A 12,640-nucleotide genomic window follows, 5' to 3' on the forward strand; every position below is an offset into this window, starting at 1 on the left:
GGGGCGGGTCCCCCCGGTCAGGCCACGACGGACGCGTGGGCGTTCCAGTGGAAGTCGGCGTCGAGGTCGCCGGCGGCGCGCCTGGCCAGCAGCCACTCGCGGCGGTCGGTGCCGGCCCAGCCGTCGCCGGCCTCGCTCAGCGGGCGGCGGAGCCGCTGCCGGTAGGCGTCGACGACCTCGCGCAGGCCGTCGGCGGCGCCGGCCGTGGAGCGGAAGCCCGTGAAGGCCGTGTGGAACTTGTCGAAGCGGACGGCGTAGCTGCGGTTGTCCTGGGCGGGGGTCCTGGTCACGGTGACGCCCGGCAGGAGCGCGCGGGCCATCTCGACGACGTCGACGATGCGGTGGTTCTGGTCGGCGAACCCGACGTTGAAGATCTCGCCCGCCAGGTCGGCCGTGCCCGTACCGGCGGGGCGGTCACCGGTGGCCGCCAGGACGCGGCGGACGGCGCGGGCCGCGTCGCGCACGTGCAGCAGGGGCCGCCACAGCAGGCCCTCGCCGTTCATCCGGATCTCGCCCCAGCGGCCGGCGGTCAGGGCGATGCGGTTGACCATGAGGTCGCTGCGGAAGGACGGCGAGTCGCCGAACAGGGTCGCGAAGCGCAGCGCGACAGGGGTGAAGGTCCCGTCGGCCAGCCGCAGCACCTCGTGCTCGGCCCGCACCTTGCTGGCGGCGTAGGCGGTCTCGGGGGCGACGGCGTCCTCCTCCGTCAGCTCGCCGTCGCGCGCGGCGCCGTAGACGCTGCACGAGGAGGCCAGGACGTAGGACCGTATGCCGAGCGCCTTCGCCTGCCGGGCCAGGTGGACGGAGGCCTCGGCGTTGATCTGGTGGGTGGCGGCCACCGAGAGTTCGCCGCAGGCGTCGTTGCACAGGGCGGCGAGGTTGACCACCGCGTCGCAGCCCGCCAGGTCCTCGGGGGTGACCCGCCGGACGTCCTTGCGGGGCCGCGGCGGGGCGGTGCCGGCGGCGGCGCCGACGGCGGCGTCGAAGAAGCCCGTGTCCAGACCGATGACCTCGTGTCCGTCCCGCAGCAGTTGCCGCTCCAGGACGGAACCCAGATATCCGCGGTTGCCCGCCAGGAAGATCTTCACAGCTCCACCTCGTCGTGGTGTCGGTGATCTCGGTCGTGCTCGTGTCCGTGGTGCCGTACGGCCGTGTCGAGGGCCGTCAGCAGGTCGGTGACCGTTCTGTCCTGTTCCTCCGATTCGGGGTCTGCCGGGGTGCGGCCTCCCACGGCGTCCAGGAAGTCGCGGAGCTGGCACAGCAGGGGCTCCTCGGGCGCCTCGAACGCGTGGCCGCGCCGTACGTCGTACAGCCGCCGGTCCCGCCATACGGCGACGAGGCCGGCCCCGTCGTGCAGGCGGATCTCCTTGTGCCGCGCCCGGGCGGCGGAGGACACCTCGACGTGTCCGCTGCCGGTGCGCATCGGTACGCCGGCCGTGACGGTCGCCGTGCCGGACGGGCCCCGGGCGACGCGTACCGGGGCCGTCGCCATCCGGTCGACGGCGACCTCGCCGAGCAGTCCGGCGATGCTGAAGACGTGCGGGAAGTACTCCCACACCAGGTCGGTCACGCCGGTGCCGGGGGCCGGTTTCGTCCAGGTGAGGTGCCAGGCGGGCGCGGTCAGCCGGCGGGCCGTCGCCGCCAGGAACCGGAGGCTCTCGTCGTGGCAGTGGGTGTACCCGGTGCGCAGGACGAGCCCCCGCGCGCGTGCCTCCACCCGGGTTCGGGCCAGGTCGGCCGGGTCGGTCACCGCCGGTTTCTCCACCAGGACGTGCAGTCCGCGGCGCAGGCACGCGAGGGTCAGTTCGGCGTGCGTGTGCCGTGGGGTGACGACGGCGACGGCGTCGAGCGGGCGGTCGAGCGCCTCGGCCAGGGAGGTGGTGTGCCGCACACCTGGATGGCGGGCGGCCAGCCACCGGGCGTCGGCGCCGTGGTGCCGGGTGTGGCACACGGCGACCGACGCCCCCAGCCGCGTGGCGATGTCCACATAGCGGCGCCCCCAGGAGCCGACGCCTATGACGGCCAGCCTGGGCCGCACGGTGACTCCTTCCGGCCCTAGGGGACGCGCCAGCCGACGTCGGCGATCTCCAGCAGGGCCGTGCCCTCGGTGTAGAGCATGAAGGGCACGTCGACGTGGCGCAGGTCGATGCCGACCGCGGCCAGCTCGGCCAGCGGGACCGACACCGTCGTCCACTCCCCGTCCGCCGCCTCGCGCAGCCCCGGCGCCAGGTCCACGCCGGGCTGGGCGGGATAGTCGTCGTGGCAGGCCAGGAAGAGGGGGGCGGACGGCGGCTCGAGCACGCGCGCGCGGAAGCGCACATGGGCGCCCGCGTCCAGGTGGCCGCGCAGGTCGGCGGGTGTGCCGGTGGGCGACTCGGCATACACGAAGGCCGGGTAGCCGGTGAAGCGCAGCCGCAGCCCGGTGCCCCCGTCGGGGCCGGGTACGGGGTCGGAGTGGACGATCAGGCACCGCATCGGCCCGGTGAGCGGCACGTCCTCGCGCGACCAGGTGTTGTGGCCGCCGACGCGCAGCCGGTACGGGGTGCCGTCCGCGTCGAGCACCCGGAGCGGGCCGTTCGCCGGGGGCGGCGGCGGGGCCGGCTGCGGCTCGTCCAGCGGCAGGGGGCCGGCGGCGGGGGCCGGGTCGTGCACGGACAGCCCGTGGCCCACGGGGAACAGCGGGGTGTACCGGCCCTCCGGGGCGGTCTCCTCGGCGGGGACGCGGTAGTCCGGCAGGTGGGGCGGGATCCGGTTGACGGCCGCGGAGTCGCGGGTGCGCGGCCAGGAGGACGGCAGCCGGCCCTGGAAGTCGTACGCGGGCGAGCCGTCCGGGGCGGCGAAGAGGACGTCGGTGACGGCCTCGCCGCCGTGCGGGCCGGGCAGCCAGGCGGCGACGAAGGATCGGGAGAGGTTGATCTCCTCGGTGCAGTACAGGGGCCGGCCGGTGAAGAAGACACCGACGGCGGGCAGGCCGACGGAGTGCAGCCGGCGCAGCACCTCCAGGTCGCGGGCGTAGGACAGCTTCAGGTCGGCGTAGCCGAGGGAGCGCCAGGGCTTGAGGGTGCCGCGCATCTCGGCGTACGAGTCCTCGCCGAGGGCGACCACGGCCACGTCGAAGTCGGCGGGGTCGGCGTGCTCCAGCGCCGGGTCGACGGTGCACCGTTCGGCGCCGATGACCGCGCGGACGGCGTCCGCCAGCGTGGTGCCGCCCGGCAGGTCGGCGCGGTCCACGTCGTCGCCCTGCCAGGTGAGGGTCCAGCCGCCGCACTGCCTGCTGATGTCGTCGGCGGCGCTGCCGGTGACCAGCACCCGGGCGGTACGGGACAGGGGCAGCAGGCCGGGGGTGTTCTTGAGCAGGACCAGCGACTTGCGGGCGGCCTCGCGGGACAGGGCGCGGTGCTCGGCGCAGCCGACGACCGGCGCCTCGGCGCGCGCGAGGGCGCGCTCCCGGGGGCGGGGCTTGTCCCACAGACCGGCGCGCATCTTCACGCGCAGCACGCGGGTGACCGCGTCGTCGACGCGCTCCATGGGGATCACCCCGTCGCGCACGTACTGGACGGTCGTACGGTGGACGCTCTGCCAGGCCTCGCGCCCGGCCACCATCAGCACGTCCATCCCGGCGTTGATCGCGTACCCGGCGTCCCCGGCGGAACAGCCGGCGACCTCGGCGTGCGCGTCCCAGTCGCTGATCACGATGCCGTCGAAGCCGAGGGCGTCCTTGAGCACGTCGGTCAGGAGGTAGCGGCTGCCGTGCACCTTGTCGTTGTACGGTTCGGCGCGGCCGGGGGTGTGGTCGTAGTTGGCGGGGTTCGCCCAGCTGCTGAAGGAGACCATCACGCTCTGCGCGCCCGCCTCGATACCGGCCAGGAAGCCCTGGGCGTGGATGTCCCGCAGCACCTCCTCGGAGCAGTGGGCGGTGCCGCGGTCGCCGCCGTTCGCGGTGCCGCCGTCGGCGATCCAGTGCTTGAGGGTGGCGAGCACCTTGCCGTCGGTGCGCAGCGCCTCCACGTCGCCCTGGAGGCCCTCGACCATGGCCCGGCCGTACGCGTGCACGAGGGCCGGGTCCTCGCCGTAACCCTCGTAGTAGCGGCCCCAGCGGCGGTCGCGCGGGGTGGTCACGGTCGGCGCGAAGATCCAGTCCATGCCGGTGGCGGCGACCTCGCGGGCGGTGGCCGCGCCGATGCGCCGCACCAGGTCCGGGTCGCCGGCCGCGCCGAGGCCGATGTTGTGCGGGAAGACGGTGGCGCCGTGCACGTTGTTGTGGCCGTGGACGGCGTCGGTGGCCCACATGAACGGGATGCGGAAGGGGCGGTCCCGCCAGTGCTCCTCGGCGGCCGCCCAGAAGCCGTCCACGGTGTCCACCCAGTCCTGGACGGTGGCGTGGCGCTTGCCGCCGGGCCAGATGCCGGCGCCGTTGAGGGCGGAGCCGATCGCGAAGTCGCGCACGTCCTCGGGGGTCAGCTCGGCCAGCTCGGGCTGGATCATCTGGCCGACCTTCTCCTCGAGCGTCAGCTGCCCGAGGATCTCGGCCACCCGGCGCTCCAGGGCGGGGTCGGGGGGTATCGCGGAGGTGAGGCGGGGCCAGTGCGTCAGGGGGCGGAGGGCGGGCAGCGCCGTGCTGCCGGGCGCCTCGGCGCTGCGTGGAACGGTCGTCACGTCGTCGTCACTCCCCTTCCCGGTCGCCGGAGCCGCCGCCCGGCTCGTCGGTGATCCAGAACTCCTCGGTCCGCGCGGCGAACACCCGCTCCTGGAACGGCGGCGGGACGACCGGCCGGGTCTGCCCCGGGGCGTACAGCTCGACCTGGGTGCGGTGCTCGCGGAACGCGGCGTGCTTGTGCGCCGCGTACGCGCTGATGTCGAAGGAGACGAGCCGCTCCGCCCGCGTACCGGGACCGTCCGCCGGGTTGCGGTTGACGTAGCCGAACTCCTCCTCGGTGCGCTCGTCCCACACCTGGTACCGGTACACGGCCGGCGTCAGCCCGAGCTCGGCCAGGCACGACACCACCGTCTCGCCGGTCAGCCGGTGGTCGGCGTGGAGCTCCCGCACCTCGTGCGGGATGTACACGTCGGTGACGGTCCGGTGCTCGCGCAGGACCTCCAGGACGTCCCGGCGGAACTCCGGGAGGTGCTCGGCGAGCCGGGTGTCGGGGTAGTCGAGGAAGCGCGCCGCCTCCTCGCCCAGCCCCATCGCCTTGGCGGCCATACGGGCCTCCCCCTGGCGGATCACGCGCAGTTCGGCGGGCGTGGGGTCGGTGTGGATGCCCAGGACGGCGGAGTGGGACATCGCGCCGTCGGTGGCGAACACCACGCCGATCCGGGCACCCTCGGCGGCGAGCCGGGCTATGGTCCCGCCGCACGCGATCACCTCGTCGTCCGGGTGCGGCGAGAAGACCAGCACCCGGGGCGCGTCGCGCCGCGCCTCACGGTCCTTCCAGGTCCACATGCCGAGCAGGGGCGGGGTCATCACCGGTCGCCTCCCGAGGTGCTGGAGGCGGCTTCCGCGGAGGCGGCCAGTCCGGCGTCCATCTGGTCGATCGGCCGGATCACCGTGCCGAACCGCTCGGTGGGCTCGCCGTCCGCCAGTCCCCGGGAGCGCAGGATGTCCTCGATCTCGTGGAAGTGGTTGTCCGGCACCAGGTGGGCGACCGGGGTGTCGTACTTGGCGGCGAAGTACGCGTAGTTGTGGGCGGCCGAGCGCATGTTGTCCTCGTAGCTCTTCGCGTGCGGGACGTGCAGCGCGGCCGCGTCGCGGCGCAGGACGAAGCGGGCGCCGGCCGTGCGCAGCCGGTAGCTGAGGTCGACGTCCTCGGCGCCCCAGGAGCGGTACGCCTCGTCGTAGCCGCCGACCTCGCGCAGCAGCTTCGTCGAGGCCGACGAGTTGCAGGTCCACCACATCAGCCAGGGCGCCGTCAGGGCGTCGAGGTCCTCGCCGTAGCGCTCGTAGTAGTCCTCGCGGATGTCCAGCCAGCGGCGCTGCTCGGCGAACTCGGCGAAGGAGGCGTCCGGGTCGGCGAAGTCGACGGCCGCGAGGATCTCCTCGCCGTCCTCGTTGCCCTCGTTGAAGCAGAAGACGTAGCCGACGACCGCCGTGGGCGTGGACGACTGACGGTGCGCGGCCAGGTGGGCGGCGAGCGCGCCGGACTGCAGGATCACCCCGGAGTCCACGAACACGCAGACGTCGGCGCGGGCGTGCTCGATGCCGGCGTTGCGGGCCTTCGCGGCCCGGTAGCCCTCGTCCTCCTGGAAGAAGTAGCGCACGTCGAGCCGGTCACGGTAGCCGGTGACGAGCTCCTCGGTCCCGTCGGTGGAGCCGTCGTCCGAGACCACCACCTCGAAGTGGTCGCCGGCGTCGAGCCGCTGGCGGCACAGCGAGTCCAGGGTGTGTCTGAGCAGGTCGGCGCGGTTGTAGGTGGGTACGACGACCGTGCATGCGGGCGGCGTGGTCACGCGGCGCTCCCTTCGCGGGGGTCCGAGGGATGTGAGGGGGCTGTGGGGTCCGTGGGATCGACGGACCCCGGGGAGTCCGTGGGGTGGCCGGCGGCGGCCGGCCGCAGGAGCAGCACGAGCAGCCCGGCCAGCGCGGTGAGCCCGGCGCACACCCAGAAGACCTGCGCGTAACCGGTCCAGGTGGCGACGGTGCCGACGGCGAGGCCGCCGAGGAACATGCCGGCCTTGAAGGCGCTGGAGTACAGGGCCGAGGCGGTGCCGGGCCGGCCGGGCAGGCTGTCCTGGAGCATGACCACGGGGATGTTGAGGGCGATCGCGGCCCAAGCGGAGTTGAGGGGCTGCAGCGCCAGCAGGAACGGGCGGCTCTCGGCGAGCGGGAGCAGGGCGAAGAACAGCGTGGCGCAGACGGCGGCCGCGATCATCAGCCGCCGCTTGCCGAGGCGGTCCGCCCAGACGCCGGCCAGCACCAGCAGCGGGATCTCCAGTGCGGCGCTCACCCCGAGCAGCAGACCGGCGAACTGGCCGCTCATGTCCAGCTCGTCGGTGACGTACAGGGGCAGGTTGATCTGGTACATCGCGTTGGCGCCGAGCAGCAGGACCACGGACCCGAGCACGAGCAGCGTGGGCAGCCCGACCCCGGCGAACATGCCCCGCAGCCCGGACGGCTCCTCGTCCGCGGCGGACGCGGGGGACGCGGTGGTCCCGTCCGCCGCCGGTTTGTCGGGGCGCGGCAGCCCCCACCGGCACAGCACCGCCGCCAGCAGCGAGAGGCCGGCCGTCGCGGCGTACAGGGCGGTGAAGGACCACTCGGCGATCACCCAGAAGGCGAGCGGTGGGCCCACCACCCAGGCCAGCGAGGTGACCGAGCGCAGGAAGCCGTTGAAGAACGGGGCGTCCACTCCCCGGGAGTCCGCCAGTTCCCGGGTGTACGCGAAGAGCTGGCCGAAGCAGGCACCGCCCAGGCCGAAGAAGACCATGCCGGTCACGAGCAGCGCGTAGTAGTCGCGCAGGAACGTGTAGCACAGGGCGCCCGCCGCGTTCAGCAGCGCGGTCAGCACCAGGATGGTGCGGCGGTCGCGCAGCCGGTCCGAGACCGCGCCCACCGCCATGTCCGTGCCGATCTCCGCGATCGAGCGGGCGGCGAAGAACAGGCCGACCATCAGGGGCGTGGCGGCGACCGCCTCGGTCAGGAAGAGACTGGTGGTGGGGACGACGAACGCGCCGGCCACCCCGATCGCCGCGCTCGCGGCGATCAGGCTGCGCACCGCGGGATCACCGAGCAGGCGCCACCGGCCGTCCTTCTGCTTCCCGGTCACGGCCTGGGCGGTCACGCGGCCCTCCCCTCCGCCGGGCCGGCCGGCGCGGTCTCGCGCTGCCGGTACGGCAGCCAGGGCTGCAGCTCCCGGCCCGCGGGCACCCGTGCCGCCGCCGCGGCATCGGCCGCGTCGATCTCCCCGCGGGCCAGCAGCCGCTCCCGGGTGCCGGCCGGCAGCGCGGCCAGGACACGGTGCCGTACGGCGTCCAGGTCCAGCCGGCCGTCGTGCACGGCGGGCAGCGGCCGGGCCTTCCCCGGGCGCAGGTTGGCCGGGTCGACCTGGCTGGAGACGAGGGTCCAGTAGGCGCGGAAGTGCACCGCCGGGTCGGGCAGCGTGCCGCTGAGGAGCCCGTACCGGATCGTCTCCAGCCAGCAGTCGAGGTAGCGCCGGTCGTGCAGCGCGGACATGTGGCGGGCGCACCACTCGGCGCGCTCGTCGGGGCCGGGCAGCGCCGCCTTGCCGCCGAGCACGCTCAGCACCCAGCCGCCGATCGCCTCGAAGTACGGGCAGGCGGTGCCGAACGCCTCGGTGTCCACCGGGGTGTTGACCACGGCCAGGGTCGGGTCGTGCCGCCAGAAGTGGTGCTCGTACAGGTCCTCGCGGCGCAGACCCCCGGGGACCTGGAGGAAGCCGTAGTCCGGCGGCTCGTAGCCGAGGCAGAGCACCACCGCGTCGTACCGGCCGTCGGTTCCGTCGGCGAGGACCGCCCGCCCGTCGTCGCCGAACCGGGCGAAGGCCGCCACGGGATGCACCCCTCCGCCGTGCACCGCGGGCACGATCTTCTCGTTGACGTGCACCGCCCCGTGGAAGCCGGCCTCCGGCAGCAGCCCGGTGGCCCGGTACATGGCCATGTACTCGGGCGTCCACTCGGTCAGCCAGTCCAGGTACTCGGCGTACGGCACCTCCTCGACGGCGACCCGGCCGGCGTACGAGAACAGGGCGTCGTTGTAGGCGCCACCGATGTCGCGCGGGAGGAACAGCTGCCTGCGGCGTACGGACCAGTCCACCCGTGCGGCGTGCGGGGCGAGGTCGGCGGCGATGTCGGCGCCGCTCACCCCGCCGCCGACGACGAGGACGCGCTGCCCGGCGAACTCCTCCGGCCCGCGGTACTCGGGGGCGGTGAGCACCCGGACCCCGGTCCCGGCGGACGGAAGGCCGCCGTCCGGGAGCCGGGGCCGCCACAGCTCGCCGTTGGCGACGAGGACGGCGTCGACGTCCTCGGACCCGGTCACGCCACCGGAACGGGCCGTCACCCGCCAGCGCCCGTCCTCCTTCGCCACCCGGACGACCTCGTGGCCGAACCGCACCGCGTCGAGCAGCCCGAACTCATCGGCGTACGCGTGCAGATACGCCTGCACCTCGTGCTGCTCGGGGAAGTCGGCGGCGAAGCCGGGCGGGTGGTCGGAGAACGGCATGCTCATGCGCGAGCTCTGCATCCGCACCCCGGCGTACGCGCCGCCGGCCGCGGGGTTCCAGATGCCGCCGAGGTCTTGGTGCTTCTCGTAACAGACCACGTCGTGGCCGTCGGCGAGGGCCTGCTTGACGCAGGTCAGCCCCGCGGGACCGGCTCCGATGACGGCTAAGCGCATGTGTGCTCCTGGCCTCGGTGATGGGGGGAAGGGACGTACAGGAAGTGCAGACGTCCACGGACTTCGCGCATGGCGGGCACGGCGACGTCCGTGGACATGCAGACGTACGGATCGGCTGACGTCACCACGCGGGGCGCGGCGCACGGGGCCGCGGGCCGCAGGCGCTGAACGTGCTGCCGGCGGCCGGGCGGCCCACGTCAGATGAAGGGGTCGAAGTCCTCGGCCAGATCCGCCGGCCCGGGCCGCGACGGGAGCAGCGTGATCTCCTGGTTGGTGCCGTGCCGGGCGCACACGAAGCGGCAGTCCTCGCTGGGGTCGATCACCGTGGTGTCGGCGGCCGACCACATCTCGGCGAAGCTCATCCGCTGGATGTCACCGATCCGGCCCTTGGGGTTGCCCCGGTGGTAGGGGCAGACGAAGACGCCGGTCGGGGTGACGGTGGTGCGCAGCTCGGCGACCGCGCAGGCGCGGTACTCCTTGGGCTGCACGGGGTCGGTGCCACGGCGTACGGCCTGCCAGTTGGAGGAGTGCAGGACGTGGAAGGAGTCGTCCTCCAGCTCGCGCAGCCGGGCGATCTGCTCCTCGACCGCCTCGATGTCCTCGGGACGCTGGTTGACCGTGTAGTGGTCCTCGTCCAGCATCGCCTTGACCTCGAAGTAGTCGCAGCCGATCTCCCGGGCCAGGACCCCGGCCCGGTACACCTCGTCGTAGTTGGAGTCGGTGACCCGGCCCTCGTCGTCGAAGCGCTGCATCAGCAGGAACGAGTAGCCGAGCCGGCCCTGCTTGCGCGAGGCGAGCAGCCGCATGTTCTCGATGACCTGCGGGAAGGCGCTGTGCTTGCCCCGGCTGGGGCGGAAGGCCTGGAAGGTGTCGGCGCTACCGGCGTCCACCGAGACCCGGACCCAGGACAGCATTCCGGCCAGCTGGTCGATGTGGCGGTGGATCTGGGTGCCGTTGGTGACCAGACCGAGCTGGATGCCGGCCCCGTGGAGCACCTCGATGATCCGCCCGATGGCCCGATGCAGCAGCGGTTCCCCGCCGCCGATCAGGATCACCGCGCGGACGTCCGAGTCGGCCAGCTCATGGGCGAGCCGGACGATGCGGTCCTGGCCTATCTGGCCGTGGTGCAGCACCTGGGAGCTGATGCACTCCGGGCAGGCGAGGTCGCACACGGTCGTGGGATCGAGGTCGACGACGAGCGGCGAGGGCAGCCGCTTGCCCTGGGCGACGTCGAGGACCGAGGGGTACACCGAACGCTGGTAGATCTTGCCCACCAGGTCGAGATTGCGCTCCACGAACTGGGTGCCGAGCTGGGTGCCGAGGGTGGTTCCGGACGGTACGGAATTGCGGTCGGGCATGCGTGCTGTCACTTTCCGGTTCGGCGGACGAAGAACGAACGGCGCAAGTGCAGTCGTGGGAGGGCGGGGGGAGTGGGGAGAGGAAGGCGGTGACGAGACGGCCGGCAGGCCTGACCGACAGCTCTGGCTGACAGACCTGGACGGCACCGGTGCGACGGTGCCTGGGAGCGCTCCCAAGAAGGTGGCCGAATCGATGGTGCCTGTCAACCGGCCTGCGCGAACTGGTTGTCGAGCACAGCCGGTTGGCTGGATCCGGTCGCCCTTGACAACGACGGCGCCGCCGGGAAAGCCTGTGGGAGCGCTCCCATGCCGCGCTGTCATGCCGCTCCATGGAAGGCTCCCGCAGACGGGCGGGACCGAGGGCGCACTCAGTCACCTCACCAGGAGGGCCGAACGGATGACCGCTGCGAGCACCGAACCCGTGCCGAGCGCCCCCGTGCCGAGCGAGGCCGTGGACGGGCTGCCCGTCGACTTCGTCTGGGGCGCGGCCACGTCCGCGTACCAGATCGAGGGGGCCGCCGCCGAGGACGGGCGTACGGCGTCCATCTGGGACACCTTCAGCCACACCCCGGGCGCGGTGGCCGACGGCGACCACGGTGACGTGGCCTGCGACCACTACCACCGGATGCCCGAGGACGTCGGCCTGCTCGCCGATCTCGGGCTGGACGCCTACCGCTTCTCCCTCTCCTGGCCGCGCATCCAGCCGGGCGGCAAGGGCCCGGCGAACGCGCGCGGCCTCGCCTTCTACGACCGTCTGGTCGACGAGCTGCTGGCCAAGGGCATCACCCCCTGGGCCACGCTCTACCACTGGGACCTGCCCCAGGAACTGGAGGACGCGGGCGGCTGGCCGGCCCGCGACACGGCGTACCGTTTCGCCGAGTACGCCGGGATCGCGGCCGCCGCCCTGGGCGACCGCGTGACGAACTGGATCACCCTCAACGAGCCGTACTGCTCGGCGCAGCTCGGCTACTACAACGGCATCCACGCCCCCGGCCGCAAGCACTTCCCGGACTTCACGAAGGCGGCCCACCACCTGCTGCTCGGCCACGGCCTGGCGGTCCAGGAGGTGCGGGCGCAGGCACCGCGGCCGCCGCGGGTCGGGATCACGTTCAACCCCACCGTCGCGCATCCCGCCTCGGACGCGCCCGAGGACGTCGAGGCCGCCCGCCGGGCCGACGCGCTGGGCACCCGGCTCTACCTCGACCCCGTGGTGCACGGCCGCTACCCGGAGGACCTGCTCGCCGACCTCGAGCCGTACTCCGCCACGCCGCCGGTCCAGGACGGCGACCTGGAGGCCATCGCGCAGCCGCTGGACTTCCTCGGCGTGAACTACTACTTCCGCAACGTCGTACGGCCTTCCGCCGAGCCGCACGGCTACGAGTCCGTCCCGCAGACCGACCGCCCCTCGACCGCGATGCCCTGGGAGATCTACCCGGAGGGGCTGACGGACCTGCTCACCCGTATCACCCGGGAGTACGGCGCTCTGCCGCTGTACATCACGGAGAACGGCGCCGCCTTCGACGACGAGAAGTCCGCCGTGGACGAGTCGGGGCGCGTCCAGGACACGGACCGCATCGCCTACCTCGCCGACCACCTCGCGGCCGTCGGCCGGGCCCGCGCGGCGGGCGCGGACGTCCGCGGCTACTTCTGCTGGTCGCTGATGGACAACTTCGAGTGGGCGTACGGCTATGCCAAGCGCTTCGGCCTCGTGCACGTGGACTACGCCACGCAGCGGCGTACCCCGAAGGCCAGCGCCCTGTGGCTGCGGGACGCGGCCAGGGCGGCACGGACCCGCTGACGGGGGAACGGTGAGCCCGAGGAAAGCAGCCTCCCCGCTGTCCTCGGACGGGGTGGTTCCGGACACTGGGGAAGCGTCCGGAACCGCCCCGCACTCGCCGTACCCGGAACCGCCCCGCACGCGCCGTACCCG

9 protein-coding genes are annotated in these 12,640 nt (G+C 73.4%); 1 reads left to right on the plus strand and 8 read right to left on the minus strand.

Annotated elements, in window-relative coordinates:
• Window positions 1-17: 17 nt before the first annotated feature.
• The 8 genes from IE242_RS25205 to IE242_RS25240 form a co-directional block, all read right to left on the minus strand.
• On the minus strand, window positions 18-1,088 hold the full coding sequence (locus tag IE242_RS25205) for an NAD-dependent epimerase/dehydratase family protein (RefSeq protein WP_189863009.1): 1,071 nt from the start codon (window positions 1,086-1,088) through the stop codon (window positions 18-20).
• Entirely contained in the window at window positions 1,085-2,038 is a 954-nt protein-coding gene (locus tag IE242_RS25210) for a Gfo/Idh/MocA family protein (RefSeq protein ID WP_189863011.1), read from the minus strand. Before IE242_RS25210 ends, IE242_RS25205 begins: the two co-directional genes overlap by 4 nt.
• Before the next feature lie 17 nt (window positions 2,039-2,055).
• Window positions 2,056-4,656 carry a glycoside hydrolase family 3 protein gene (locus tag IE242_RS25215; RefSeq protein WP_229859397.1) on the minus strand — a complete coding sequence of 867 codons (2,601 nt, stop codon included), beginning with the start codon at window positions 4,654-4,656 and terminating at the stop codon, window positions 2,056-2,058.
• Window positions 4,657-4,663: 7 nt separating this feature from the next.
• Window positions 4,664-5,464, minus strand: coding sequence for a PIG-L deacetylase family protein (locus IE242_RS25220; RefSeq protein WP_189863013.1), 801 nt, complete (start codon window positions 5,462-5,464; stop codon window positions 4,664-4,666).
• The gene (locus tag IE242_RS25225; protein WP_189863015.1) at window positions 5,464-6,447 is read right to left on the minus strand and encodes a glycosyltransferase; all 984 of its coding nucleotides are present in this window, start codon (window positions 6,445-6,447) and stop codon (window positions 5,464-5,466) included. The genes IE242_RS25220 and IE242_RS25225 overlap by 1 nt, the downstream gene beginning before the upstream one ends.
• Window positions 6,444-7,778 carry a sugar efflux transporter gene (locus IE242_RS25230; RefSeq protein WP_189863017.1) on the minus strand — a complete coding sequence of 445 codons (1,335 nt, stop codon included), beginning with the start codon at window positions 7,776-7,778 and terminating at the stop codon, window positions 6,444-6,446. Before IE242_RS25230 ends, IE242_RS25225 begins: the two co-directional genes overlap by 4 nt.
• Window positions 7,775-9,352, minus strand: coding sequence for a flavin-containing monooxygenase (locus tag IE242_RS25235; RefSeq protein WP_189863018.1), 1,578 nt, complete (start codon window positions 9,350-9,352; stop codon window positions 7,775-7,777). The genes IE242_RS25230 and IE242_RS25235 overlap by 4 nt, the downstream gene beginning before the upstream one ends.
• 197 nt (window positions 9,353-9,549) lie before the next feature.
• The gene (locus IE242_RS25240) at window positions 9,550-10,710 is read right to left on the minus strand and encodes a radical SAM protein (RefSeq protein ID WP_189863020.1); all 1,161 of its coding nucleotides are present in this window, start codon (window positions 10,708-10,710) and stop codon (window positions 9,550-9,552) included.
• Between the two features lie 397 nt (window positions 10,711-11,107).
• Here IE242_RS25240 and IE242_RS25245 point away from each other — a divergent pair, with 397 nt between their 5' ends.
• Window positions 11,108-12,508 (plus strand): GH1 family beta-glucosidase, encoded by a 1,401-nt coding sequence (locus IE242_RS25245; protein ID WP_189863022.1) that lies wholly within the window; start codon window positions 11,108-11,110, stop codon window positions 12,506-12,508.
• The last annotated feature ends 132 nt before the right edge of the window (window positions 12,509-12,640 follow it).

It is taken from the genome of Streptomyces poonensis, assembly GCF_014650915.1.
GTDB lineage: Bacteria > Actinomycetota > Actinomycetes > Streptomycetales > Streptomycetaceae > Streptomyces > Streptomyces poonensis.

Coding starts and splice junctions, on each gene's coding strand:
- IE242_RS25220 (WP_189863013.1), bottom strand. CDS start 5,464: ATGACCCCGCCCCTGCTCGGCATGTGGACCTGGAAGGACCGTGAGGCG.
- IE242_RS25235 (WP_189863018.1), bottom strand. CDS start 9,352: ATGCGCTTAGCCGTCATCGGAGCCGGTCCCGCGGGGCTGACCTGCGTC.
- IE242_RS25240 (WP_189863020.1), bottom strand. CDS start 10,710: ATGCCCGACCGCAATTCCGTACCGTCCGGAACCACCCTCGGCACCCAG.
- IE242_RS25245 (WP_189863022.1), top strand. CDS start 11,108: ATGACCGCTGCGAGCACCGAACCCGTGCCGAGCGCCCCCGTGCCGAGC.